17 protein-coding genes and 1 pseudogene are annotated in these 25,511 nt (G+C 70.1%); 7 read left to right on the forward strand and 11 right to left on the reverse strand.

What is annotated here, in order from left to right; translation table 11 throughout:
- Nucleotides 1-19 precede the first annotated feature (19 nt).
- The 5 genes from AB0J58_RS09495 to AB0J58_RS09515 all read right to left on the reverse strand — a co-directional run bounded on the left by AB0J58_RS09495 (nucleotide 20) and on the right by AB0J58_RS09515 (nucleotide 5,681).
- Nucleotides 20-910, reverse strand: a complete 891-nt coding sequence (locus AB0J58_RS09495; protein ID WP_364212553.1) for a MoxR family ATPase — start codon at nucleotides 908-910, stop codon at nucleotides 20-22.
- 81 nt (nucleotides 911-991) lie between these two features.
- Nucleotides 992-1,903 (reverse strand): XdhC family protein, encoded by a 912-nt coding sequence (locus AB0J58_RS09500; RefSeq protein ID WP_364212556.1) that lies wholly within the window; start codon nucleotides 1,901-1,903, stop codon nucleotides 992-994.
- A gap of 16 nt (nucleotides 1,904-1,919) precedes the next feature.
- A complete protein-coding gene (locus AB0J58_RS09505) occupies nucleotides 1,920-4,313 on the reverse strand; it encodes an aerobic carbon-monoxide dehydrogenase large subunit (RefSeq protein WP_364212558.1) in 2,394 nt (797 codons plus the stop codon).
- Nucleotides 4,310-4,804, reverse strand: a complete 495-nt coding sequence (locus AB0J58_RS09510; protein WP_364212560.1) for a (2Fe-2S)-binding protein — start codon at nucleotides 4,802-4,804, stop codon at nucleotides 4,310-4,312. The genes AB0J58_RS09505 and AB0J58_RS09510 overlap by 4 nt, the downstream gene beginning before the upstream one ends.
- 1 nt (nucleotide 4,805) lies before the next feature.
- Nucleotides 4,806-5,681, reverse strand: coding sequence for a xanthine dehydrogenase family protein subunit M (locus AB0J58_RS09515; protein WP_364212563.1), 876 nt, complete (start codon nucleotides 5,679-5,681; stop codon nucleotides 4,806-4,808).
- 658 nt (nucleotides 5,682-6,339) lie between these two features.
- Here AB0J58_RS09515 and AB0J58_RS09520 point away from each other — a divergent pair.
- The 3 genes from AB0J58_RS09520 to AB0J58_RS09530 all read left to right on the forward strand — a co-directional run bounded on the left by AB0J58_RS09520 (nucleotide 6,340) and on the right by AB0J58_RS09530 (nucleotide 13,259).
- Nucleotides 6,340-7,746, forward strand: coding sequence for a glycoside hydrolase family 43 protein (locus AB0J58_RS09520; RefSeq protein ID WP_364212566.1), 1,407 nt, complete (start codon nucleotides 6,340-6,342; stop codon nucleotides 7,744-7,746).
- Nucleotides 7,747-7,793: 47 nt separating this feature from the next.
- Nucleotides 7,794-11,882 carry a discoidin domain-containing protein gene (locus tag AB0J58_RS09525; RefSeq protein WP_364212569.1) on the forward strand — a complete coding sequence of 1,363 codons (4,089 nt, stop codon included), beginning with the start codon at nucleotides 7,794-7,796 and terminating at the stop codon, nucleotides 11,880-11,882.
- Between the two features lie 96 nt (nucleotides 11,883-11,978).
- Nucleotides 11,979-13,259: a hypothetical protein gene (locus AB0J58_RS09530; protein WP_364212572.1), complete on the forward strand. Its 1,281-nt coding sequence runs from the start codon at nucleotides 11,979-11,981 to the stop codon at nucleotides 13,257-13,259.
- Between the two features lie 48 nt (nucleotides 13,260-13,307).
- Here AB0J58_RS09530 and AB0J58_RS09535 read toward each other — a convergent pair whose 3' ends face one another.
- On the reverse strand, nucleotides 13,308-14,519 hold the full coding sequence (locus AB0J58_RS09535) for a hypothetical protein (protein WP_364212575.1): 1,212 nt from the start codon (nucleotides 14,517-14,519) through the stop codon (nucleotides 13,308-13,310).
- A gap of 216 nt (nucleotides 14,520-14,735) precedes the next feature.
- Between AB0J58_RS09535 and AB0J58_RS09540 the strand changes: the two genes are divergently transcribed.
- From AB0J58_RS09540 to AB0J58_RS09555, 4 genes are all read left to right on the forward strand, one after another.
- A complete protein-coding gene (locus tag AB0J58_RS09540) occupies nucleotides 14,736-15,908 on the forward strand; it encodes a UDP-N-acetylglucosamine--N-acetylmuramyl-(pentapeptide) pyrophosphoryl-undecaprenol N-acetylglucosamine transferase (RefSeq protein ID WP_364212578.1) in 1,173 nt (390 codons plus the stop codon).
- A 425-nt stretch (nucleotides 15,909-16,333) separates the two neighbouring features.
- Nucleotides 16,334-17,365, forward strand: a complete 1,032-nt coding sequence (locus AB0J58_RS09545; RefSeq protein WP_364212581.1) for a LacI family DNA-binding transcriptional regulator — start codon at nucleotides 16,334-16,336, stop codon at nucleotides 17,363-17,365.
- A 12-nt stretch (nucleotides 17,366-17,377) separates the two neighbouring features.
- Nucleotides 17,378-18,352, forward strand: coding sequence for an ABC transporter substrate-binding protein (locus tag AB0J58_RS09550; RefSeq protein ID WP_364212584.1), 975 nt, complete (start codon nucleotides 17,378-17,380; stop codon nucleotides 18,350-18,352).
- 267 nt (nucleotides 18,353-18,619) lie between these two features.
- On the forward strand, nucleotides 18,620-19,459 hold the full coding sequence (locus AB0J58_RS09555; protein ID WP_364212587.1) for an NAD(P)H-binding protein: 840 nt from the start codon (nucleotides 18,620-18,622) through the stop codon (nucleotides 19,457-19,459).
- A gap of 14 nt (nucleotides 19,460-19,473) precedes the next feature.
- On the opposite strand, the pseudogene AB0J58_RS09560 reads toward AB0J58_RS09555, so the two are convergent.
- The 5 genes and pseudogenes from AB0J58_RS09560 to AB0J58_RS09580 all read right to left on the reverse strand — a co-directional run.
- Nucleotides 19,474-20,454 (reverse strand): annotated as a pseudogene (locus AB0J58_RS09560) (RNA polymerase sigma factor); the annotation flags it as partial.
- A 299-nt stretch (nucleotides 20,455-20,753) separates the two neighbouring features.
- Nucleotides 20,754-21,263, reverse strand: coding sequence for a hypothetical protein (locus tag AB0J58_RS09565; protein WP_364212590.1), 510 nt, complete (start codon nucleotides 21,261-21,263; stop codon nucleotides 20,754-20,756).
- A gap of 139 nt (nucleotides 21,264-21,402) precedes the next feature.
- Nucleotides 21,403-23,328 (reverse strand): serine/threonine-protein kinase, encoded by a 1,926-nt coding sequence (locus AB0J58_RS09570; protein ID WP_364212593.1) that lies wholly within the window; start codon nucleotides 23,326-23,328, stop codon nucleotides 21,403-21,405.
- Entirely contained in the window at nucleotides 23,325-24,206 is an 882-nt protein-coding gene (locus AB0J58_RS09575) for a hypothetical protein (protein ID WP_364212596.1), read from the reverse strand. Before AB0J58_RS09575 ends, AB0J58_RS09570 begins: the two co-directional genes overlap by 4 nt.
- Nucleotides 24,113-25,252, reverse strand: coding sequence for a serine/threonine-protein kinase (locus AB0J58_RS09580; RefSeq protein WP_364212599.1), 1,140 nt, complete (start codon nucleotides 25,250-25,252; stop codon nucleotides 24,113-24,115). Before AB0J58_RS09580 ends, AB0J58_RS09575 begins: the two co-directional genes overlap by 94 nt.
- Nucleotides 25,253-25,511 lie beyond the last annotated feature (259 nt).

Below are 25,511 nucleotides of genomic sequence, written 5' to 3' on the forward strand. Positions count from 1 at the left end.
GCCGTCTTCGTGCCGTCGATCAGGCGGTCGCGCCGCAGGCGTCGCCCAGGTCGTCGAGCGCGCCGGTGATCGTGGCACGGTCGTCGGGTGTCTTCGCGATGGTGCTCAGCGTCCGGACGACGTCCTGCCTGACCAGACGGGTCGCGCCGACCGCGGACAGGGCCGCGACCCAGTCGATCGTCTCCGCCATGCCGGGGGCCTTGTCCAGGTCGAACCGGCGCACCCGGCCGACGAACTCGGTGACCGACCTGATCAGTGCCTCGTTCGCGCCGGGTACCGAACGGCGCAGGATCTCCACGGCCCGCTCGGCCTCGGGAAAGTCGATCCAGTGGTACAGGCAGCGCCGCCGGAGCGCGTCGTGCAGGTCCCTGCTGCGGTTGGAGGTCAGTACGACGACCGGCCGGCGTTTCGCGGTGAACGTGCCGAGCTCCGGAATCGTGATCGAGGACTCGCCGAGGAACTCGAACAGCAGGGCCTCGAACTCGTCGTCGGCGCGGTCGATCTCGTCGATCAGCAGCACCGGCGGCACCGGGCCGTCGTGCCGGACGGCCCGCAGGATCGGGCGTTCCTGCAGGAACTCCGCGCTGAACAGGTCGGCGTCGGCCAGGCTGTCCCGCCGTGACTCGGCGAGCCGGATGGCGAGCAGTTGCCGCTGGTAGTTCCACTCGTAGAGCGCCTCGCTCGCGGTCAACCCCTCGTAGCACTGCAGCCGGATCAGAGGGGTGTCCAGGACGCGGGCCAGGGCCCTGGCGGCGGTCGTCTTGCCGACGCCGGGTTCCCCCTCCAGCAGCAGGGGCCGGCCGAGAACCAGCGCGAAGAACAGCGCCGCGGCGGTGCCCTCGTCGACCAGGTAGTCCATCTCGTCCAGCCGCCGCCTTACCTCGTCGGCGTCGGCGAAGGCCGGGGTCACGACGCACCCTCGGCGCCGAGACCGGTTCGCGGCGGTGGCGGGCGATACTCCGGGCGGCGCGAGTCGGTTGCCTGCACGTCTCTACCGCCTGCCCTTCTCCGCGTGACGTTCCCGGCAGCCCGGTCCGCAGAACCACACGTCCTCGCCGTCGACGGCCAGGTGGGGCGTGTCGGGGGAGACGGTCACCGTCATCCCGCAGACGGGGTCGACGGCCTGGATGATCGGACTCGCCGCGGCCTCGCCACCCGCGGGAGCGGGGACGGGTACCGCCGGGGTCAGCCCGCAGGTGCGGATCGCGGCGATGATCTCGGCCAGGATCGACACGGCGATCTCGTGCGCGGTGCGGGCCCCGATCTGGAACCCGGCCGGTGAGCTGATCCGGGCACGCTCGGCCTCGGTGAGTCCCATCTCCGCCAGCACCGCCGCGCCGCGCCGGCGGCTGGCCACCAGGCCGACGAGCCCGACCCCGGCGTCCAGTGCCGCGCGGATCGCGGCGGTCTCGCCGCGCCCGTGGCCGGTCACCACGGCCGCGGTGGCGCCCGCCGGCCCCTGCCCGTCCGCCGCCCGCCGGACGGTGAGGTCCAGCGGGCCGGCCAGCTCGGCCAGCGCCTCGGCGATCGGCGACTCACCGGCGACCCAGATCACCGGTGGCGGCAGCGACGGCTGGAGAAAGATCTCCAGCGCGCCGCCCGACAGGCAGGGGTTCACCACGACCTGGGCGCCGGGGGAGTCGGGGAAGGCCGGCTCGCCCTCCGGCAGCACCCGCAGCAGCACCGAGCGGCCGTCCCTGAGCGCGCCGAGAGCCGCCGTGCGCACGGAGCTCTCCGCGCACCGGCCGCCGACGAAACCCTCGATGGACCCGTCGGGCAGCACGATGGCGTCGTCGCCGGCGTTGACCGAGGTCGGGTAGTGGGCGCGGACCACGAGCGCGTGGACGAACGGGACGCGGTCCGCGGCCAGTTCCCTCATTCGCACCGAGATACCGGAAGGCATGGACGCTCCGATTCGGTCAGATCGGCGGCTGCGGTGCGCCGCGCATGGCGTCCCACACCCGGGAGGGGGTGAGCGGCATGTCGGCGTGGCGGATGCCGAACGGTTTGAGGGCGTCGACGACCGCGTTGACGATCGCCGGAGGGGAACCGACCGTCGCCGACTCGCCGACGCCCTTCGCGCCGATCGGGTGATGGGGCGAGGGCGTCACGGTGAATCCCGTCTCCCAGTCGGGAACCTCCAGCGAGGTCGGGATGAGATAGTCCATGAGCGACCCGCCCAGGCAGTTGCCGTCCTCGTCGAAGGCGATCATCTCCATCAACGCCATACCGACGCCGTCGGTGAGACCGCCGTGCACCTGCCCCTCGATGATCATCGGGTTGATCCGGGTGCCGCAGTCGTCGACCGCGATGAACCGCCGCACCTTGACCTGGGCGGTGCCCGGGTCGATGTCGACGACGCAGATGTAGGCGCCGTGCGGATAGGTCAGATTCTCCGGGTTGTAGCAGATCTGTGCCTCCAGCCCGCCCTCGACGCCCTCGGGCAGGTCTCCCGCGCCGTGCGCCCTCATGGCGATGTCCTGGATCGTCACGGACTTTCCAGGGTCGCCCTTGACGTGGAAGGCCCCCTTGCGCCATTCCAGGTCGGCGACGGAGACCTCCAGCATTCCCGAGGCGATGAGCCGTGCCTTGTCGCGTACCTTGCGCGCCACCAGGGCCGCGGCCGCGCCGGAGACCGGGGTGGAGCGGCTGCCGTAGGTGCCCAGGCCGAACGGCGTCTGGTCGGTGTCGCCGTGCACGACGTCGATGTCGGCGGGCGGGATACCGATCTCCTCGGCGACGATCTGCGCGAAGGTCGTCTCGTGGCCCTGCCCCTGGGTCTGCACGGACAGTCGCACCACCGCCTTTCCGGTCGGGTGGACGCGCAGCTCGCAGCCGTCGGCCATGCCCAGGCCCAGGATGTCCATGTCCTTGCGCGGTCCCGCGCCGACTGCCTCGGTGAAGAAGGAGACGCCGATCCCCATCAGCTCACCGCGGGCCCGCCGCTCGGCCTGCTCGGCGCGGAGCTCGTGGTAGCCGGCGATCTCCATGGCCCTGCGCATGGTCGGCTCGTAGTCGCCGGAGTCGTAGACCCAGCCGGTCTTGGTGCGGTACGGGAACTGGTCGGGCTGGATGAAGTTCCTGACGCGCAACTCGACCGGATCCATCTCCAGCTCGTAGGCCAGGCAGTCGACGATGCGCTCGATGAGGTACACGGCCTCGGTGATGCGGAACGAGCAGGCGTAGGCGACGCCGCCGGGCGCCTTGTTCGTATGGACGGCGGTCATCCTGCAGTACGCCGCCTGAAGGTCGTAGCTGCCGGTGAACACGCCGAAGAAGCCGGCCGGATACTTCACCGGGGCGGCGACGCCGTTGAAGGCGCCGTGGTCGGCGAGCACGTTGGTGCGGACGGCCAGGATCTTTCCGTCCCTGCTCGCCGCGATCTCGCCGCGCATGATGTAGTCACGGGCGAAACCGGTGCTCGTGAGGTTCTCCGAGCGGTCCTCCATCCATTTCACCGGCTTGCCGGTGACGATCGACGCCACGATCGCGCAGACATAACCGGGATAGATTGGAACCTTCCCCCCGAAGCCACCGCCGATATCCGGTGCGATGACCCGGATCTTGTGCTCGGGCAGGCCGGCGACGATCGCGTACAACGTGCGGTGGGCGTGCGGCGCCTGGGTCGTGGACCAGAGTGTCAGCCTGCCGTCGATCCGGTCGTAGTCGGCGACGCACCCGCAGGTCTCCATCGGCGCGGGGTGCACGCGAGGGTAGACGATGTCCTGGCTGACGACGACGTCGGCCGTCGCGAACACCGCCTCGGTGGCCGCCTCGTCACCGGTCTCCCAGTCGAAGACGTGGTTGTTCTCCTTGCCCTCCAGGTCGTCGCGGATGACGGGGGCGCCGGGGTCGAGGGCCCTGCGCACGTCTGTCACCGGTTCGAGCACGTCGTACTCGACGTCGATCAGCTCCAGCGCGTCGCGCGCCGCGTAGTGGTCCTCCGCCACGACGAACGCGACCTCCTGGCCCTGGAAGCGGACCTTGTCCGTCGCCAGCACGGCCTGCACGTCGCCGGAGAGGGTGGGCATCCAGGCCAGCCCCTTCTCGGCCAGGGCGGCACCGGTGACGACCGCCTTGACCTTCGGGTGCGCCTCGGCCGCGCTGGTGTCGATGCTCACGATCCGCGCGTGCGCGACGGGGGAGCGGAGGATCGCCAGGTGCAGCATGCCCGGCAGGCGCACGTCGTCGCAGTAGCGGCCCCTCCCCCGGACGAACCGGGGGTCCTCCTTGCGCAGCATCCGGCCGTAGCCGATCGGCTTGTGGTCGTTGCTCTCGAACTCGGCGGCGGGGCGGTCGTCGGTGGTGGTCATGGCGCGCTCCCGGTGGCGGCCGGCTGCGAGCCCGCCTCGTGAGCGGCGGCCCACCGGACAGAACGGACGATGGTCGCATAACCGGTGCAGCGGCAGATCTGGCCGGAGATCGCCTCGCGGATCTCCTGCTCGGAGGGGTCGGGGTTGCGGTCGAGCAGGGCCCGCGCGGTCATCATCATGCCGGACGTGCAGAACCCGCACTGCAGGCCGTGGCACTCCATGAATCCTCGCTGCACGGGATCGAGCTCGCCGTCCTGTTCGAGGTCCTCCACCGTGCGTACCTCGTGGCCGCCTGCCATCGCCGCCAGCACGGTGCACGACTTGACCGGTTCGCCGTCGAGCCACACCACGCAGGTGCCGCAGTTGCTCGTGTCGCAGCCCCAGTGGGTGCCCGTCAGCCCCAGGTGGTCACGGAGGAAGTGGACCAGCAGCAGGCGGCCCTCGATCTCCCCGGTGACCTCCTCACCGTTGACGATCATCGAAACCTGCACGTCATCCTCCCTCGCTGATCCGGGCGACGGACCGCCGCAGTGCCCGCCTGGTGAGTTCCTTGGCGAGGTGGCGCTTGTAGTCGGCGCTGCCGCGCATGTCGGTGACCGGGCTGCAGCTCTCGGCGGCGAGGGCACCGGCCCGCTCGTAGAGCTCCTCGGACGGCGGCCTGCCGCGCAACGCCTCGGAGACCGCGGGCAGCCCCGTCGTGTTCGGGCCCACCGCGGCCAGGCCGACCCGGGCGTCGGAGATCACCCCCTCGGTCAGCCAGACGGCCGCGCCCGCGGACACGATCGCCCAGTCGCCCGCGCGCCGCTCGACCTTCTCGTAGGCGCTCGACCCGTTCGGCCGCGCCGGGACGCGGATCTCGATCAGCATCTCGTCGTCCGCGACCGCCGTCTCGTACGGGCCGCGATGGAACTCCTCCATCGTCACGACCCGCTCCCCGGTCCGGCCGCGGATCACGCAGCTCGCCCCGAGGGTGGTGCACACGGCCGACAGGTCCTCCGAGGGATCGGCCTGGCAGAGCGAGCCGCCCAGGGTGCCTCGGTTGCGGACGATCGGGTCGGCGATGACCCGTTCGGCGTCACGGAAGATCGGAAACGCCCTGGCGAGCGCGTCCGACTCCAGCAGCTCGCGGTGGCGGGTCATCGCGCCGATACGGGTCTGCGCCGGTTCCATCCGGATGTATCCCAGCTCGCCGTGCAGATCGTTGATGTCGATCAGGTACTCCGGGTTGGCCAGCCGGAGCTTCATCATCGGGAGCAGGCTGTGACCGCCCGCGAGGAGCCGCGCCGAACTCCCCAGCCGCTCCAGCAGCCCGATGGCGTGATCGACGCTGGTGGCACGCTCGTACTCCAACGGGGCCGGAACCTGCATGCGGACACCCTCCGTCTCGTGCTCGGCAGCCCAGTGCACTCCGGCCCCGCGAAGCTGTCAACGGCCACCTAAGCATTCCCTTAATTCGCGAAAGAGGCGCCGGCCGGGGTCCCGGGAGCGGTCCGGCCGCGTACCCCGAGTACGGGAGCCGGCATGGCGGGCCGAGGGCGGGGCGACCACCGGTGCAGGCTTCCCGGGACCGGACGGGTCGCCGGTTCTCTCCCGGAGACGCCCGCACCGGTCGCCGGTGTGAGTGCCTGCCGCGGAAAAGGGGGCGTTCACCGTCGGGAGGCGGTCACGCCTCCGGGGGCGATCGAGGGACTACCGAATGTCCATGGTCGGCCCCGGTAAAACTCCTCTCCCGCTGTTCGAGACTCGGGCATCACAAATGTTAGCCCTATCATTTTTTTTCCAATCTTTTTCCGGCCGAAGGCGTTAAGTGGAGTGATGAAGTGCCAGGTCAAAGCGGTTTCGGCAATCTCGGAGATTGGGCCTTGACAGCGATTCTGTTATCGCAAACACTCAGGAAATCTCGACGAAACAAAGCTCGGAGTTCCCCGTTCCGGGCCGTGAGTTCCCGTGATCGGAATTGTTAGCGTTAACACAAGTAATCGTCAGACATTGGCAAGCGCCATGATCACCCCCCAGGAGCAGTGTCATGAGAAGACGATGGACAACGGCCCTCGCCATGATCTTCGCCTTCACCCTCGTCCTCGCCTTGGCCGGACCCGCGCCCGCCGCGAGCCCGATCACGACGTCCATCTACACCGCCGACCCCGCCGCGCTGGTCGTCGGCGACACCATGTACCTGTACACCGGCCATGACGAAGCGGCCCCCGGCGGCACCAACTTCGTCATGCGCGACTGGCACGTGTTCTCCTCCACCGACGCCACGACCTGGACGGACCAGGGGGCGAGGCTCTCGCTGTCGAACTTCCCCTGGGCCGGTGCCGACGCGTGGGCGGGAGAGGTCGAGCCCCGCGGCGGCAAGTACTACTGGTACGTCCCGGTCAACGGCGACGGCGCGGGCTGGATGGACATCGGTGTCGCGGTCGGCGACAGCCCGCTCGGCCCGTTCACCGACGCCAAGGGCGGGCCGCTGATCAGCGACAGCACCCCGAACTCCTCGCCGCTCAACATCGACCCGACGGTCTTCACCGACGACGACGGCCAGGCGTACATCTACTGGGGCTCCTACTACGGCCTGCGCGCGGCCAAGCTCAAGCCCGACATGATCAACCTGGACGGCCCGGTGATCACTCCGGCGGGGGTGAGCAACTTCTGGGAGGCCCCCTGGATGTTCAAGCGGAACGGCACCTACTATCTCGCCTACGCCGCCAACGACTCCGGCTGCTCCCAGCCCGGCTACGCCTGCATCCGCTACGCCACCGCCACCGGCCCGCTCGGCCCCTGGACACATCGCGGTGTCGTGCTCGACCAGGTCAGCTCGACCACCAACCACCCGGCCATCGTCGAGTTCAAGGGCCAGTGGTACATGGTCTACCACAACGCCGCGGCGCCGGGCGGGGGCAACTTCCGCCGTTCGGTCACCCTGGACAAGCTCTACTGGAACGCCGACGGCACCATGCAGAAGGTCGTGCAGACCTCCGGCGGAGGAGGAGGCGGCCAGCCGCCCTCCGGTACCAACCACGCGCTGACCGCCACCGCCTCCACCTCGTACGTCTCTCCGTGGGAGACCCTCGGAGCGATCAACGACGGCTACGTCCCGGCGAGCTCCGCCGACCACAGCCACGGCGCGTACGGCAACTGGAACCACCAGGGCACCGAGTGGATCGAGTACCGGTGGACCACCGCCAAGAGCGTCGGCAAGGTGGCGACCTACTGGTTCGACGACGATCAGGGCATCGACCTGCCCGCCTCCTGCAAGGTGCAGTACTGGAACGGCAGCGCCTACGTCGACGTGCCCGGCCAGTCGGCCTGCGGCGTCGCGGCGAACACCTACAACGTCACCACGTTCACCCCGGTCTCGACCACCCGGCTGAGACTGAGCATCACCTCCAGAACCGGCTACTCGACCGGTGTCCTGGAATGGATGGCTCTCTAGGAGCACGCAGGCCCCCGCGTCAACCCCCCTCCGAGAGATGTGAAGCGATGCCCGTCCTCTCCCGCGCCCGGCGGTCGCTGACCGCCGCCGCCGTCACCCTGCTTCTCACCGCGACCTCGCTCACGCTCGGCACCCCCGCCTCGGCGGTGCAGAGCATCGGACTGCCCACCTTCAGCGGGCCCGCGATCCCGGCCCCGCCCGTCCCGTACACGCTCGGCAACATGATGCAGAGCATCTACGACGCCGAGAGTTCGGGCACCGACTTCTGGATGGACCGGCTGCTGTCGCGTTCCGGCAACGACCCCGCGGGCACCTGGCTGATGAGCCGGGGCCGCGCGCTCTTCATGAAGAACCACACCCCGTCCGTCATCGGCTTCGGCGGTCAGGTGGCCTACTGGGAGAGCATCTCCAACGAGCACGCCTACTCGGTGGCGATCTCGCCCGGCACGTTCACCGAGCAGCCCGCCCAGCGCTGGCAGGCGCCCAGCCACTGGAAGAGCGTGCACACCAGCGGCTCCCTGGTGGTGAACGTCACCAAGTTCATCACCCACGACAACGTCGCGGTCACCAACCTGTCGGTCACCAACAACGGCTCCGGGTCCCAGACGCTCACCCTGAAGGCGACCTCGCCGTACGCCAAGACCCCGGCGGGCACCGAGCTCACCGGCATCGTGGACGCCAAGAACAAGCTCACCACGATCTTCCCCAGGCTCTCCGGGGACGGCTTCGCCGTCAGCGGCACCGACCTGACCCGCTCGCTCACCGTCGCCGCCGGGGCGACCGTGACGACCAAGGTGGTGATGGGCTTCGTGACCGACGAACTCCCGGCCTCGCTCACCGAGTACCGGTCGTACCGCTCGGCCACCCCCGCCGCCGCGTTCGCGACGCACGTGCGGGCCTACAACCAGTGGTGGGCGCAGAACATCCCCTACATCGACGTGCCCGAGCCCGCCATCAAGAAGAGCGTCTACTACCGCTGGTGGCTGATGCGCTTCAACCATCTGGACGCCGACATCCCCGGCCAGGACTACCAGTGGCCGACCTCGGTCGAGGGTGCCCTGGGCTACAACAACGCCATCGCGCTGACCGTGCCGATGTTCGTGGACGAGCTCAAGTACCTGCGCAACCCGATGTACTCCTACGGACCGTGGGTGTCGGCCGGCGAGGTGTCGAAGAACGGCCGCTACATGGACAACCCGGGTGATCCGGAGAACTGGTCCAACAGCTACACCCAGTACATCTCCGAGGCGGCCTGGCGCAGCTACCAGATCCACGGCGGCCAGCCCGGCATCGCGGCCAACCTCGCCCGCTACGCCGAGCAGGACGTCAAGGGCCAGCTCGCCTTCTACGACCAGGACCACAACAACCTCATCGAGTACGACTGGGGAGCGCTGACCGGCAACGACGCCGACGCCGTCTCCTTCCACTGGCGCGCCGGGCGCCTGGACCGCACCGAGTCGGCCTACGTCTACAGCAACGCCATGGCCTCGGCCTCCGCCTACGACGCGGTCGGCAACACCGCCAAGGCCAACGAGATGCGCACCATCGCCACCAACGTCAAGAACGCGATCGTCAACGTGCTCTGGAACCCCACGGCGAAGGTGCTGCAGCACCGGCACGTGTCGACCAACGCGCTGGTGCCCTGGAAGGAGATCAACAACTTCTATCCGTACTCGGTGGGCCTGATGCCCAACACCGCCACCTACCGCGAGGCGCTGCGGTTGTTCGACGACGAGACCGAGTACCCGATCTTCCCGTTCTACACCGCCAACCAGAAGGACAAGGCCGCCGCGGCGGCCGCGGGCAACCCGGGTTCCAACAACTTCTCGCAGATCAACTCGACCGTGCAGTTCAGGCTGCTCTCCTCGGCGCTGCGCAACTACCCGACCTCCTACATCACCGGTGACCACTACAAGAAGCTGCTGTACTGGAACGCCTGGGCGCAGTACGTCGGCGGCAACACCGCCTGGCCCGACTCCAACGAGTTCTGGGCCAACTGGAACCCCGGGACGAAGACCATCGACTACCGCTCCTGGATCCACCACACGATCCTGGGCAGCAGCAACTGGACGGTCGTCGAGGACGTGGCGGGCCTGCGCCCGCGCGACGACGGCAAGGTCGAGCTGTCGCCGATCGACATCGGCTGGTCGCACTTCACGGTCAACAACCTGCGCTACCGCAACAGCGACCTGACCGTCGTCTGGGACGACCCCGCCGACGGCGTCGTCCGCTACACCGGTGTCCCGCAGGGCTACTCGGTGTACGTCAACGGCACCCGGGCCCTCACCGTCGACCGCCTCACCCGGCTCGTCTACGACCCGGCCACCGGCACGGTGACCTTCCCCGGCGCCGCCGGCACCGTCGGCCACAACGTCGCGATGCCCGGCATGCAGGCGCCCACCCAGGTGGTGCAGACCGACGCCCGCGTGGTCGACATGTTCGCCAAGGCCGGGGTCAACCTCACCTCCGGCGCCGCCCCGGCCAACCTCGCCCAGGGCCGGGCCGCCACGGCCTCCTACACCGCGTCCGGAACCACCACGGCCGCGGCGGTGGACGGCTACACCATCAACGACCCGATCTGGGGCGCCAAGGGCTCGGCCAACACCCAGGACTGGTACGAGATCAACCTCGGCTCGTCGCAGACCTTCAACGACGTGCGGCTGCACTTCCGCAACGACCGCGCGGCGGGAGGCTACGCCGAACCCGCGATGTACCAGATCCAGTATCACGACGGCAGCACCTGGGTCACCGTCCCCAACCAGGCCAAGAGCCCGGCGGCGCCGGTGTCCAACCACAACCGGGTCCGCTTCCCCGCGATCGGCGCCCAGCGGGTCCGGGTGCTGATGACCCACAGGGCGGGCCTCAGGACGGGCCTCACCGAGGTCAAGATCTACAACTCCGCGGGCAGCCCGCCCGCCGCGACCAACCAGGCCCCCTACGTCCTCGCCAGAAAGGATCCCGCCCACAACCAGCCCTCACAGGTGCGGCTGCTCGGCACCGTCAAGGACGACGCGCTGCCCAACGGCACCCTGAGCACCACCTGGTCGCTGGTCGGCGGCCCGGGAACGGCCGTCTTCACCGCGCCGGCCGCGGCCGTCACGCTGGCCTCGTTCACCGTCGCGGGCACCTACACGGTGCGGCTCACCGCGAGCGACGGCGCCTCCACGGCCACCTCGGACGTCACGGTCACCGTCGCCCAGGGCTCCGGCGGCGGGGGCGGCGCGGCCAACGTGGCGGGCTCCGCCACCGCGTCGGCGTCCTACACCTCCCCCTGGGAGTCGGTGAACGCGATCAACGACGGGTTCACCCCGGCGAGTTCCAACGACTCCGCCAACCCGCGCTGGGGGACCTGGCCCGAGACCGGCACCCAGTGGGCCGAGCTGACCTGGAGCCAGCCGCAGCGGCTCGACTCCGCCGAACTGTACTTCTTCGACGACAACGGCGGGGTGCGCGTGCCCGCGTCCTGGAAACTGCAGTACTGGAACGGGAGCGCCTACGCGGACGTGCCCGGCGCGGGCACGTACAACAGGGCGCTGAACGCCTTCAACAAGGTCGGCTTCACTCCGGTGACCACGACCCGGCTACGGGCGTCGCTGACCAGCGGCGCCGGATCCGTCGGCCTCCTGGAGTGGCGGGCCTACGCGGAGGTCCCGCAGTCGATCCGCCCGGTCCACCAGGCGACCCTGGCGGGGCAGGTCCCCACACTGCCCACCACGGTCACGAAGGTCTACGCCAACGGCTCCCGGGTGAACTCCCCGGTCACCTGGGCGCAGATCACCCCCGCCCAGGTGGCGAACGGCGGCTCGAGCTTCACCGTGGCGGGGATCGTCGAAGGGGCGAGCACGACCGCCTCGGCCACGGTGTGGGTGCGCACGACCGGCGCGGTCAGCATCACCTTCATCGAGCCGGAGACCGTCTTCACCCCGGTGGGGGTGGCCCCGTCCCTGCCCTCGACGGTCACCGCCACCTTCAACGACGGTTCGAAGGACAACGTCACCACGACGGTGAGCTGGGCGTCGATCCCCGCCTCCCGGTACGCCTCGGCCGGGACCTTCACCGTCACCGGCGCCGTGCCGGGCACCTCGCTCGCCGCCCAGGCGACCGTCACCGTGGGAGGCGCCGCCTCATCCGGCTAGGCCCCGGTGTCCCACCCTCCTCCCGGGCTCAGGCCCGGGAGGAGGACCGCAGGCACGCCCACCGTTCGAGACCTGACCCCTTACGGAGGTTCGCGCATGAGACGCTGGTGGATGGCGGCCGTTCCCGCCCTGATACTCGGCTTACTGATGTCTCCGGCCGACGCGGCGGTGGCCGCGCCCGGAGACGGCAACCTGGCGGTCAACGCGACCGCGACCGCCTCCTACACCTCTCCCTGGGAGAGCATCGCGGCGATCAAGGACGACATCGACCCCCCTCAGTCCAACGACACGGTCAACCCCCGCTGGGGCACCTGGCCGCAGACCGGTGCGCAGTGGGCCGAGCTGACCTGGGCGCAGCCGCAGGCACTGCGCTCGGCACAGGTGTACTTCTTCGACGACAACGGCGGGGTGCGCGTGCCCGCGTCGTGGCGGCTGCAGTACTGGAACGGGAGCGCCTACGCCGACGTCGCCGGCGCGAGCGGCTACCCGACGGCGGTCAACGCCTACAACAGGGTCGTCTTCACCGGTGTCACCACGACCAGGCTGCGCGTGCTGCTGCAGAGCGGCGCGGGCTCGGTCGGCCTGCTGGAGGTGAAGGTCTACGCCACCGAGTCACCCGGCGACGGAGGCGGCACCGGCTGGAGCCCGCCGGCCAACCTCGTCACCCCGCTCAACCAGGTCTGGCAGCACGTCGAGAGCACCTACAATCCCGGGCCCTCCGCCTTCCGCAACTACGGCTGGGACCAGGTCATGGTCAACGGCGGGAGCATCAACTACTGCGTGCGGTGGGACTCCTCGGCACCGGTCTCGGCCACCCTACGCGACCAGATCCACGCCTCGCTCGCCCGGCAGTTCAAGAAGTGGATGGACGTGATGGCCGGCCACAACGGCTGGCCGTACGCGAACGTCCCGGTCAAGGTGGTCGGCTGGGCCGTGCGCGACCGGGCCACCCTGCAGTGGAGCGACAACTCCGTGGACGTCTACGTCAACGACATCCGTGAGAACGCTCCCCAATGCGCCCAGCCCTGCGGCCGGTTCTTCAACCAGAACGGCCAGTATCCCAACTGTCCCGGCGGCCTCGCGCGCCACTACGACATGTCCTTGTGGCTCACCGCGGGCATGAGCGGCGGTGCGGGCGGGGACTGGGGCCAGCGCATCGGCAGCGAGTACTACGTGAGCAACCTCAACGCCGACAACATACACATACTGCTCCATGAGATAGGGCACAGCTTCGGCCTCGACGACTTCTACGACTGGACGCCCACCGGCGTCGGAGGCTTCCTCATGAAGGCGGGAAGCGCCGGTCAGATCACCGAGTTCGACAAGTGGATGTTCCGCGACTGGTGGCGCCATCTCAAGAGCCGTTACGGCCTGTGAGAGCTCTTCGGCCGGTGCCCCTCCCCGGGGCCCGGCCGTCCTCCCCGCCTAGCCCCGCCCGATGATCCGGTCGCCGAGCCTGGCGACGAGCTGCGCGCGTACGTGCGCCGGAAGGGCGCAGCCGTGCGCGACGAGCGTGTCGAGCGAGGGCAGGTCGAGGAGCACGGCCCAGTCCTGGACGTCCTCGCAGTAGGAGACGTCGAGGTGACGGAGACCTTTCAGCGCCTGGAGCGGGGCCAGCGACCGCACGGGCGTGTTCCTGATCGACAGGTGCTCCAGCGTGTGCAGGCCCTCGATGCCGTCCAGGCCGGTCAGCGGCGTGTGCTCCAGGTCCAGCCGGGTCAGCGAGGTGAGGGCGGAGATGTCCTCGGGGACGCGGTGCAGGCGGCTGCCGGACAGGTCGAGCTCCGTCACCCCGGCCGGTGCGGCGAGGGCCGAGAGCAGGAGCGCCGGCGGCGGGAGTATCACCGGCCGGGGCTGGGCGAGCACCGGTGACCGCCCGGCGGCGGCCTCCTGCAGGACACGCCAGCGGTCCACCGGCTCGCCCAGCCCACCGAGGCGGACGTAGCCCGAGGGCAGCCACGGCGCCAGCCGCTCGGCCACGATGTCGGCGCGGTCGCCGACGCCGACGACACCGGCCCGCAGCAGGCCGTAGTGCTCGTACGCGTGCTCGGCGGGCACGAACAGGTCCGCCACGATGTCCCCGCCCGCGACGAGGGAGCCGTCGTTGCCGGAACAGAAGATCACCCCCGCGGCGACGGTACCGAGCACCAGGTGGTCCGCCGCGCTGTGGATCGCGCGGGCCCGCAGGTCACCGGCCACCGCGAGATAGCTCTCCGAGACGTCGCCGTCGTCGAGGAGCCCCTCCACCACCAGCGAACCGATCACGATCAGCGGCGCCTTCACGTCCAGCCACCCGGGAACGTAGGTGTCGCCGAGCCAGATGGTGGCCCGCTGCACGGTCCACCCTGACTCGGTCCGCTCCGCGCCGTGGGGGAAGACCGAAGGCGCCTCGTCGGGAAACGCCAGTGACCACGCCTGAGCGAACAGCAGGCCGTAGACGGGAGGCATGATGTGGTGCGGCCACTCCCCGGCCTGAGCCGGTCGCCGTAGCCAGGATCCGATCGGATGCAGCTCTTCGGCGATGTCACCGAAATAGTCCAGGGCCTCCGCGCCGGCCCCGGCTCGCTGCCGGAGCACCGCCAGCGCGTCACCAAGACGCTCCGACGCCCCGGCGAAATGCTCTTCCGTCAAATCCATGTCACATACGGTACTCACCGCAACGAATGCCGTGCGCCGTTCGAGTGACGCTCCCGGATGCCGGGCGTGTCGGAGAAACCACCGGGCGCGACCGCCCGGCGACGAAGGGCAAAGTGGATCTTCGCTGGGACCTCGGGTACCGTGCCCGGGGCCCGGAGAACTCCGGTGCGCCCCGCGAACACGAATCATTGTGACATCGGAAGGATGAACCGACATATGGACACCGGCAATCACCGGACCCTGCGGTTGCTCGTCACCGGAGGCGGAACCGGTGGCCACACCTACCCCGCGCTGACCACGGTCGCGGCCCTGCGCGACCACGCCGGCGCGCGGGGGCTCGGCCTGGACGTGCTCTGGGTCGGTACGGCGACCGGCCTGGAGGCCCGCATCGCGGCGGAGCACGGCATCCCGTTCCGGGCCATCAAGGCCGGCAAGCTCAGGCGCTCGCCCAACCCGCGTGAGCTGCTCACCAACCTCGTGGACATGTTCCGGATCCCCGTCGGCGTGCTCCAGGCGTTCGGCATCGCCGCCCGCTACCGCCCCGACGTGGTGCTGTCGACCGGCGGGTACGTCTGCGTGCCGCTGGGCGTCGCCTCCCGGGTGCTGGGCCGCCCGCTGGTCATGCACGAGCAGATCACCTCGCTGGGTCTGGCCAACCGCATCCTGTCGCGCTTCGCCCGGCGGATCGCGCTGACCCACCCCTCCTCGATCGAGCACCTGCCCGCCGGGGTGCGCGACCGGGCCGTGGTCACCGGCAACCCGGTCCGCCCCCATCTGCTGCGCGGCAACGTCGACGCCGGACGGCGCCACTTCGGGCTCTCGCCCGACCTGCCGGTGGTCTACGTGACCGGCGGCGCGCAGGGCAGCCGTCAGATCAACACCATGGTCGAGGCGATCCTGCCCGAACTGCTCGCCAGGGCGCAGGTGCTCCACCAGTGCGGCCCCGACTGGATCGGCCAGCTCACCCGTACCGCCGAGGGGCTTCCCGAGCGGCTGCGCGATCGTTACCACCCTGTGCCGTACGTCGGCGCGGAGCTGGCCGACGTGTTCGCCGCGGCCGACGTCGTGGTCTCCCGCAGCGGCGCGGGCACCGTCGCCGAGCTGACCGCCGTGGGCAAGGCCTCCGTCCTCATCCCCCTGGTGCCCTCCGCCGCCGACGAGCAGCGTCAGAACGCCCGTTACCTCGCCGAGGCGGGTGCCGCCCGGGCGCTGCTGGAGAACGGTCCCACCGCCGAGGCGCTGCTGGCCGAGCTGGACGCGCTCCTGCGGGATCCGGGCGCTCGTGCCGCCATGGCCGGCGCCGCGGGCTCCCTCGGCCGTGTCGACGCCGCCGACGCGCTGGCCCTGGTGCTCCTGGAGGAGGCGAGGGTGGCCGGCAAGGCAGGCTGAACCGGATGGGCCCGTCGGCGAAGAACCTCGAAGAACCTCGGAGCCCGTCCATGAGGCGCGCCGAGCACGCGGGGCCGGAGGGGGGCCGGCCGTGAGGCGGGCGCCTGGGATGAGATGAGGGCGGATCGGCGGCGGTGACGGATCGGCTGGTCGCCGAGCCGGCGCCGCCGCGGGACGGGTTCGCCGTCATCGGGGATCCATGCCCTTGTGTGGGGGCGGGAGGGGCGGTCATCGGGCTCTGATTGTTAGCGCTATCAGCTGGGGCGTCAAGAGTATCCGGCATCACGATTCGGGAAGAAACTCCGTTTGGAAAGGGAAATCCAGCTCGCTGGGCAGAGCGGAGAAAAGGTGCCTTCCTCGGTATTGACAGGCTCGGTGTTATCGCAAACACTCTGGTAACCCCAGCGAAACATGGCGAGGACCCCATGACACCGAGCTCCGACGAGGGCAGGGCACGGACCAGACCGGCGGTGCTCGACGACGTCGCCGAGCTCGCCGGGGTCTCCGCCATGACCGTGTCGCGAGCGCTGAACGCGCCCGACAGGGTGCGCCCCGAGACCCGGGCGCGCGTCATGGCGGCGGTGAACAAGCTCGGCTACCGGCCCAACCCGGCCGCGCGCCAGCTCGTCACGGGCCGATCGGGTGTGCTCGGCGTGGTCAGCTTCGACACCACCCTGTACGGGCCCGCCTCCACGCTCTACGCGATCGAGCAGGCGGCCAGGCAGAACGACTACGTGGTCAACATCGCCAGCCTCGGCGCGCTGAATCGCAGGTCGATCGGTGAGGGGGTCGAGCGGCTGCGCGCGCAGTCGGTCGACGGCATCGTCATCGTCGCCCCCCACGAGTCGGCCGCCGACGGCCTGCGCCACCTCTCACCCGGTCTCCCGGTGGTCGCGGTGGACGCCGGGGAGGACATCCCGGTCCCCGTCGTCATGGTCGACCAGCGCGGTGGCGCCGTACGGGCGACGCGACATCTGCTGAGCCTCGGCCACGAGACGGTCTGGCACCTGTCCGGCCCTCCCAACTGGATCGACGCCAGGGGACGGGTCGAGGGGTGGCGGTCCGTCCTGGAGGCCGAGGGGCGGCCGGTGCCCGAGGCGGCGGCCGGTGACTGGAGCGCCTACTCCGGCTACCGGCTCGGCAAGCGGCTGGCCGGCGATCCGTCGGTCACGGCGGTCTTCGTGGCCAACGACCAGATGACCCTGGGGGTGCTGCGGGCCCTGCGCGAGGCCGGCCGGCGCGTCCCCGAGGACGTGAGCGTGGTGGGCTTCGACGACGTGCCCGAGGCCGCCTACTTCTGGCCGCCGCTGACGACGGTCAGGCAGAACTTCGGCGAGGTCGGCCGGCACGCTTTCCGGCTGTTGCTCGACCGTATCCAGGGCACCGAGCAAGAAGGCCCGCGCATCGTGGAACCCGAACTGGTGGTCAGGGAGAGCAGCGGTCCCGCCCCCCACTGAAAGAGAGAAACCATGTTCAAGAAAGTGCCCGCGGCGCTGGCCGCCGGGCTTCTGACCCTCGTGCTCACCGCCTGCGGCGGTGGCGACGCCGGGACCGGTGGCGGATCCGACCGGATCACGCTCGGCTTCTCGCAGGTCGGCGCGGAGAGCGGCTGGCGGACCGCGAACACCAAGTCCGTCCAGGAGGCGGCCAAGGAGGCCGGCATCGACCTGAAGTTCTCCGACGCCCAGCAGAAACAGGAGAACCAGATCAAGGCCATCCGCTCGTTCATCCAGCAGAAGGTCGACGCGATCGCCTTCTCGCCGGTGGTCGAGTCGGGCTGGGACACCGTGCTGAAGGAGGTCAAGGACGCCGGCATCCCGGTCATCCTGACCGACAGGGCCGTCGACTCCGCCGACACCTCGCTCTACCGGACCTTCATCGGCTCCGACTTCGTCATCGAGGGCCAGAAGTCCGGCGAGTGGCTGGTCAAGGAGTACGAGGGCGAGTCGGGCCCGGTCAACATCGTCGAACTTCAGGGCACCACGGGCTCCGCGCCCGCCAACGACAGGAAGAAGGGCTTCGGGGAGGCCATCGCGGCCGACCCCAAGTTCAAGATCATCGCTTCGCAGACCGGTGACTTCACCCGCGCCAAGGGCAAGGAGGTCATGGAGGCCTTCCTCAAGGCGCACAAGGACATCGACGTCCTGTTCGCGCACAACGACGACATGGGTCTGGGGGCGATCGAGGCGATCGAGGGCGCGGGACTCAAGCCGGGCACCGACATTAAGATCATTACCATCGACGCGGTCAGGGACGGCATGCAGGCCCTGGCCGACGGGAAGATCAACTTCATCGCGGAGTGCAGCCCGCTGCTCGGCCCGCAACTGATGGACCTGGTCAAGAAGGCGGTCAAGGGCGAGCAGATCCCGCAGCGGGTCCTCACCGAGGAGACCACCTTCACCCCCGAGCAGGCCAAGACGGCCCTGCCCGATCGCAAGTACTAGCCGTGCCGGCGGCGAGGTCCCCCGGGGCCTCGCCGGTGGCCGGGGAGCGCCGACGCCGGGGATCCGGGCGTCGGCGCTCCGATCGCCCGGGGACGACGGCGCGCGACACGGTCGCGTGCCCGGAGAGTCCGCCGGGCGGTGGGGACGGCCCGGAGCGGGGCGGGAGTTAAATCAGAAGCGGGCGAAGGCCCGTCGCCGGTACGCTCCCTCGGCATCTCCAGGCCGTCACCGACCAGGCCCCGCGGGGCCGGAAAAGAAGAGCCGTAGTTGACCAGAATCGCGGTAACCGGTGTAACCGGAAATCTAGGACGCCTCGTCGTTGAGGATCTGCTCGCCAAGGTCCCTTCCGGTGACCTCGTCGCCCTCGCCCGCACCCCGGAGAAGGCGGCCGACCTGCCGGGCCGCGGTGTCGAGGTGCGCCGGGGAGACCACGACGACGCCGTCTCCCTCGACGCCGCCCTCGAGGGGATCGAGATCCTGTTCCTGGTGTCCGGCCCGGACATGACGCCCGGGGTCCGCCTGCGGCAGCACCGCACCGTCATCGACCGCGCCGTCCGGGCGGGAGTGCGCCGGATCGTCTACACCGGTGCTGCCGGCGCGGAGAACGACCCTGTGGTCGGCGGCCCGGCCGCCGACCACACGGCCACGGAAAAGGCGCTTCACGAGTCGGGGACGGCCTACACCGTGCTGCGCAACGCGCTCTACTCCGAGGCGTTCCTGGGCACCGCGCTGGCCCAGGCGAGGCAGACCGGCGAGATCACCTCCTCCACCGGCGGCCGGCCGCTCAACACCGCGCGGCTCCGCGACCTGGCGCTGGCGGCGAGCGCCGCCCTGACCGGCGCCGGGCACGAGAACGCCACCTACGAGCTGTACGGCCCGCTCTGGACCTATCCGGAGCTTGCCGCGGCCCTCGCACGCGTCCTGGGCGGCCCCGTCGGCTATCGGGAGGTCACCGACGCGGAGGCCGGCTGGCTGGGAAGCCTGTTCCCCGCGGTGCGCGCGGGCGCCCTGGCGACGACCGGCCCCGATCTCGCGCGCCTGCTCGGCCGGCCGGCCGCCGGCCTGGAGGAGACGGCCGCCGCCCTCGCCGCGCGCATGGGCGGCTGAGCTCCGGCGGCCGGTCAGGTCAGATAGTCGCGCAGGGCCCGCGAGCGCGAGGGGTGGCGCAGCTTCGTCATGGTCTTGGACTCGATCTGCCGGATGCGCTCGCGGGTCACCCCGTAGGCTCGGCCGATCTCCTCCAGGGTCTTCGGCCGCCCGTCGCCAAGCCCGAACCGCATCGCCACCACCCCGGCCTCACGCTCAGACAGCGCCTCCAGGATCGTGTGCAACTGCTCCTGGAGCAGCGCGGAGGCCACCGCGTCCTCGGGGGTGATCGCCTCGGAGTCCTCGATGAGGTCGCCGAACTCGCTGTCGCCCTCGGTGCCCAGCGGGCTGTGCAGGGAGATCGGCTCCCGACCGTACCCCTGGACCTCGACGACCCGCTCCGGGGTCATCTCCAGCTCCACGGCCAGTTCCTCGGGGGTGGGCTCGCGGCCCAGGTCCGTCGTCATCTGCCGGTGCACGCGCGCCAGCTTGTTGATCACCTCGACCATGTGCACGGGGATGCGGATGGTGCGGGCCTGGTCGGCGAGCGCCCTGGTGATCGCCTGCTTGATCCACCAGGTGGCGTACGTGGAGAACTTGAACCCCTTGGTGTAGTCGAACTTCTCCACGGCGCGGATCAAGCCCAGATTGCCCTCCTGGATCAGGTCCAGGAACAGCATGCCCCGGCCGGTGTGGCGCTTGGCCAGTGACACCACCAGGCGCAGGTTCGCCTCCAGCAGATGGTTCTTGGCCCGGTGGCCGTCCTCGGCGAGCCATTCGAGCTCCGCGCGCACGTCGGGCTGGAGTAGATCGCTGTCGTTGAGCCGCTCGGCGGCGAACAGGCCCGCCTCGATGCGCCTGGCGAGCTCGACCTCCTGCTCGGCGTTGAGCAGGGGAATCCTGCCGATCTGCTTGAGATAGTCCTTGACCGGGTCGGTGCTCGCTCCGACACTCGCCTCCAGGGCGGCGGGCATCTCGTCGTCGTCGGTCAGGACGAGTTCGTCTTCCTCAACGGTGCCTTCCACGGTGGCGGCTTCCATGGCGTTCACACCTTCCCCGGGTCTGGTCAGATACAACAACCCGTGCAGTTCAAGGTACGTCCCGCGAAGGTGTGCTGCGGCGCCTGGCTCGCCGTCGTGTCCTTCGCTGGGAGCGGAGAGCTTCCGCCGCCGGGGCTCTCGTGCTGGAAGGTGCCGGCGCCGAGCGGGCGGCCGGGCCTCCTCCCCGGGCGGGGAGGCGGCCCGGCCGCCCTTCGGTGACGCTGCGGGCGTCGCGATGGCGGTCGGATGTACGGGGCGGGGCGGGACCTCGGGGATCAGGCTGGGAAGTCGCTCGGGGAGACGCCGCGGGTAGGGGCGTTACCTCCCCTGGTGGGAGTGAGGGTGAGGGTCCAGATGGTCGAACTGGTGGAGGTCGTGACGAACCTCAGCCGCTTGTCGAAACGCCGGTAGGCGGGGTTGCGGGTGAACCTGCCGCTGGAGGTGCTGAACCTGTGGCCGGAGGTGTAGAAGATGGTGTAGGTGCCGTCCCTGACCACCCTGACGGTGGCGGTGGACCGTGCGCGGACGTAGACGCTGAGCGCCTTGGACCTGCCGCGGACCAGGGTGATGACGGCGTCCGTCCGGTTGCCGTTCTTGACCTTCAGGGTGCCCTGCCCGCGGCTGTAGCGGGAGTAGAGGATCTTTCCGTTGCCCGGCCGTGCCGCCGCCGCGGCGGAGATCGTGACGGTCTCCGCGGTCGAGGCGGCCGCGGGGGTGGCGGCGATGGAGCCGGTCAGCAGAGCGGACGCGAGGATCGCTCCCGCGAGGGGGCGTAGTTTGACCATTGCGTAAATATGACCAATCTGCGGTGGCAGGTCAAAGTTATTTGTGTCTTCAGTGGATTTTCAGTTGTTCTGCGAAGATATTGGAACCTGCGGCGAGGCCGATTCCGTACCGGCCGGCGCGGGAGGGTAAACGGTCAGGTCATCTGGCCGTGTACCAGAGGACGACCTTCTCCAGCTCCGTGGCGGGGCCGTCCGCGAGAACGCGCACGATCTCACCGCGCAGGTCCAGCATGACGATCTTCGTGGTCCTCCCGGGCATGGTGGCGAGGAAGTGGCGGTCGCCCAGCCAGCCGCCGAACCTCACTCCGTTCCGGATGGGGACGGCCGCCCTGCGCGCCGCCGTGGCGGCGTCCCACAGGCACACGTCGCGGGATTCGCCGGGGCAGCGGGTCGTGAAGACCGTTCCGAGGGAGGTGGTCCTGACGTCGTCCCTCGTCAGCTCGCCGACCTTCGGGACCGTCCGCAGCACCGTGCCGTCCAGGCGATGGAAGAGGACCGACCCGCCCGGCCCGGCGTGCACGACCGAGGCCGAGTCCGGGCCCCAGACGTACTCGGAGTCGAGACCGTCGCCCGGCACCAGGGAGACACGGGCCGTGCGCGAGGCCACGTCCACGATCACGAAGCCCCTGGATCGCTGTTCCTCCAGACCTTCGTAGATCGTCAGCAGGATTCTCGTCCCGTTTCCGTCCCAGTGCGGGTTGAGGGTCTTCAGCGGCGTGTCGACGGTTCTGATCTGGACGTCCTGCCCTCCCGCCGGGTCCACGACCCGGATCAGGTCGAATTCCCCGGTCAGGAATTTGTTGTCCGGGTTGACGGCGACGTGTGCCCCGCCCGGGGCGAGCACGGCGGTCGCGAACGTCCCGAGGAACGTGAAGTCCGCGCCGTTCCCCCGCCGGAGGTAGGCGGTGGTGTTCTTGCGTGAGTCCTGGTAGCTCGTGACCCGCTCCGTGTCCGAGGGGTTCTCCCGGAGGGTGATCGTCGTTCCCGGAATCCGCAGGCCGGTCGTCGAGGTGGCGGCCATCGGCCCGGTCGCGGGCCTGGTGGGTGTGATGGAGATGTCCGGCCGCGGCTCACGCCGCGAGGCGGTCTCCGTGGCTCCGTCCCCCCTCGTCAGGTGGACCGCGACACCCGCGGTGAGCGCCAGCGCGGCGAGAGCCGCGGCCACCAGGCGCACCGGTCGCCGCCGCGCCGGTGGGGTGGCGGCCCGCGCACGGCCCTCGCCGAGCACGTCGTCACCTATCTCGCGGGGCTGCGACTCCACCCGGTGGCCCAGCAACCGCAGCAGTGCCTGCGTGGCCGTCGGCCGCGCCTGCGGATTCTTGGCCAGGCACTCGCCCACCAGCTCGCGCAGCCCGTCGTCCAGAGAGCCGAGCCTGGGCTCGGCGGTCAGGATCCGGTGGATCACCGCGGGCAGCGCGTCACTCCCGAAGGGCGGTTCCCCCGTCGCCGCGCACACCATGGTCGACGCCCATGCGAACAGATCGGCCGGCGGCCCCGAGTCGCGCCCGTCGAACTGCTCCGGCGCCATGTACGGCGGGGTGCCGACGAGGTGGTCGGAGAGCGTCGCCTTGGCGTCCAGTGCGCGGGAGATGCCGAAGTCGATCACCCGGGGGCCGTCGCGGGCGAACAGCACGTTGGCGGGCTTGAAATCGCGGTGCACGACGCCGGCCCGGTGGATGGCGGCCAGCGCGGTGAGGGTCCCGATCGCCAGCCTGCGCAGCTCGGCACCGCGCAGCGGGCCACGCTCGCCGATGACCCGGGCGAGGCTGGGGCCGTCGACGTACTCGCTGACGATGTACGGCGTGCCGGAGACCTCGCCGTGCTCCAGCAGCTGCGCGGTGCAGAAGGCCTTCACCCTGCGGGCCAGTTCGATCTCCCGGTTGAAGCGCGCCAGGGTCTGGTCGGTGGCGTTGCTCCGGCCGAGCACCTTCACCGCGACCCGCGCCCCCGCCGGCGACCCGGCCAGATACACCGTCCCCTGTCCGCCGTGGCCGAGCCGGCCGATGATCCGGTACGGCCCGACCTCGGCGGGATCGCCGGGAACCGGTGGGGTGACCCCGGTCACCGGGTCGCCGCGGTGAAGCTCAGAAAGGCGGTGTTGTTCTTTTCAAGGTCGGCGAGCACCCGGACGACCTTGCCGTAGAAGTCGATCACCTCGATCCTGGCGCCCTTCTTGGCGGGGTTCTGCACGATCAGGTGCTGGTTGTTGAACCAGCCCAGGCTCTGCGTCTTCCCGCCGACGGCGATCGTGTACCGCCGGTTGCCGCTCACCGTGTCCCACACGCACAGGGAATTCCCCTTGGGGCACCCGGTGAAGAAGAGCGCCCCCGAGGGGGAGAACCAGTTGGCGCCGCGCGGCCGGCCGACCCAGTGCATCGTCCTGGTGACCCGCCCGTCCGGTCCGTAGAAGTCGACCCCGTGGCTCTTGCCGTCGAAGTATCCCCGCGTGACCGAACCGTCCGGGGCGAAGGTGAAGAGCAGCGTGTCGGCGCCGACGGACTCGGTGAGCACGTGGGTGGCCTTGCGCGCCGCCACGTCCACCACCACGAACCCGTCGGACCGGCGCTTTTCCGGTTCCCGCACCGACAACAGGACCTTCGAGCCGTCCGCGGACCACACTGGGAGGACACCCTCCAGCGGTCGTTCGACGGTCGGCACGGTGAACTGGCTGCCGTCCCTCAGGTCGAAGATCCTCAGGTGGTCGAAGGAGGAGTCGGCGAACTTCGCGAACGGGTTCAGCGCCACCAGGTCGCCCCGCGGTGACAGTACCGACTGCAGGAAGGTGCCCACCTGCCTGAAGGTGTCCTTCCCCTTCTCCCTGGCGAACGAGCCGAAGGGCTGGGCGGCGCTCAGGTAGGCGCCCAGCCTGACCGTGTCCTTCGGATGCTCGTGCAGGACGATGCCCGTCCCGGGCAGCTCGATGTCCCTGGTGGCCTTCTCCACCTTTTCCCACGCCGCCTCGGTGACCTCCGGGCTGACCTGGGGCTGGGGGGTGAAGGGCGGGGCGAGCGAGCCCTGCGCGGTACTCCGGGTGGGGGCCGGCCCGTCCGGGGGCGGCCCGCCCGACACCGCCAGGTAGACCGCGCCGCCGGAGAGCAGGGCGACGGCCAGCGCGCCCGCGACCAGCGGCAGCGGGCGGGGGCGCCGTACCGGACCGATGGAGGGGGTGCCGGGCGTGGGGGAGCCGGGGGTATCAGGTCGGATGTCAGGAACTCGCCGACCAGCCGGAGCAGGGCGTCGCTCGCGCCAGGCCGCCGCGCGGGGTCCTTGGCGAGGCAGGCTGTGATCGGCCCGCGCAGGTCGTCGGGGAGCGCGCCGAGGTCGGGCTCGTCGTTGACGATGCGGTTGACCGTGCCGGCCATCGTCCCGGCATCGAAGGGGGAGCGGCCGGAAGCGGCGAAGACCATGGTCGCCCCCCAGGAGAACAGGTCCGCGGCGGGCCCGGGGGAGGTGCCCGTGAGTCTCTCCGGCGCGCTGTAGGCGGGGATGTCGACCTTGCGGGTCGTGGTGGACGCGGTCGCCTCCAGCGCCCGCGCCATGCCGAGGTCGATCACCCGTGGCCCGTCGGGACCGAACACCACGCTGCCGGGACGCAGATCGCCGTGGACCGTCCCCGACTGGTGCAGCGCGGCCAGGGCGGTCATCGTCCCGACGGCCAGCCTGTGCAGCGCGACCGCGCCGAGAACGCCCTCGGAGGTCACCACCTCCTGAAGCGTCGGGCCGTCGACGTACTCGCTGACGATGTACGGCCTGTCGCCGTCCACCCCGCTGTCCAGCACCTGCGCGGTGCAGAAGGCGGGCATCTCCCGCAGCGGCTCCATCGCCTCCCGGAACCGCTCGCGGTCCACGTCGGCGGGCAGCAGCCGCACGACCACCCGGTCTCCCGAGGGGGTCGTGGCAAGGTAGACGTCCTCTCCCAGCCGCCCCGTCACCCGGTACTCGTCCACACGCTCGGGGTCCCCCGGCTGGATGGGGCCGACGTCAGGCATGGTCTGGCTTCCTCTCCGGGGCGGCTACCTTGAGATCACTGATTATGAGGATTCAATAGTACGAAGTGGAAAGCCCGTAATAAGAGGTCAGATCTTCTCCGGATGCCTTTCCCGTACATCCGGTCGCTCGGCCATATCGTGCCTATATATCGCCTTTTTGATGTTACTCACCGCAATATCGCCCTGAAGGGGATATTTATTGGCGTAGGACCTATCGGGGGATTATTCGCTCGGGCGTAGCATTTTCGGTCATGGTCCG

Origin of the sequence: Streptosporangium sp. NPDC049644 (assembly GCF_040675205.1) — a bacterium.
Taxonomy (GTDB): Bacteria; Actinomycetota; Actinomycetes; order Streptosporangiales; family Streptosporangiaceae; genus Streptosporangium; species Streptosporangium fukuiense.

Excerpts from the sequence above, each read along its gene's own strand:
- AB0J58_RS09500 (WP_364212556.1), bottom strand. The coding sequence starts at position 1,903 with ATGCCTTCCGGTATCTCGGTGCGAATGAGGGAACTGGCCGCGGACCGC.
- AB0J58_RS09505 (WP_364212558.1), bottom strand. The coding sequence starts at position 4,313 with ATGACCACCACCGACGACCGCCCCGCCGCCGAGTTCGAGAGCAACGAC.
- AB0J58_RS09515 (WP_364212563.1), bottom strand. The coding sequence starts at position 5,681 with ATGCAGGTTCCGGCCCCGTTGGAGTACGAGCGTGCCACCAGCGTCGAT.
- AB0J58_RS09520 (WP_364212566.1), top strand. The coding sequence starts at position 6,340 with ATGAGAAGACGATGGACAACGGCCCTCGCCATGATCTTCGCCTTCACC.
- AB0J58_RS09525 (WP_364212569.1), top strand. The coding sequence starts at position 7,794 with ATGCCCGTCCTCTCCCGCGCCCGGCGGTCGCTGACCGCCGCCGCCGTC.
- AB0J58_RS09530 (WP_364212572.1), top strand. The coding sequence starts at position 11,979 with ATGAGACGCTGGTGGATGGCGGCCGTTCCCGCCCTGATACTCGGCTTA.
- AB0J58_RS09535 (WP_364212575.1), bottom strand. The coding sequence starts at position 14,519 with ATGGATTTGACGGAAGAGCATTTCGCCGGGGCGTCGGAGCGTCTTGGT.
- AB0J58_RS09540 (WP_364212578.1), top strand. The coding sequence starts at position 14,736 with ATGGACACCGGCAATCACCGGACCCTGCGGTTGCTCGTCACCGGAGGC.
- AB0J58_RS09545 (WP_364212581.1), top strand. The coding sequence starts at position 16,334 with ATGACACCGAGCTCCGACGAGGGCAGGGCACGGACCAGACCGGCGGTG.
- AB0J58_RS09550 (WP_364212584.1), top strand. The coding sequence starts at position 17,378 with ATGTTCAAGAAAGTGCCCGCGGCGCTGGCCGCCGGGCTTCTGACCCTC.
- AB0J58_RS09565 (WP_364212590.1), bottom strand. The coding sequence starts at position 21,263 with ATGGTCAAACTACGCCCCCTCGCGGGAGCGATCCTCGCGTCCGCTCTG.
- AB0J58_RS09580 (WP_364212599.1), bottom strand. The coding sequence starts at position 25,252 with ATGCCTGACGTCGGCCCCATCCAGCCGGGGGACCCCGAGCGTGTGGAC.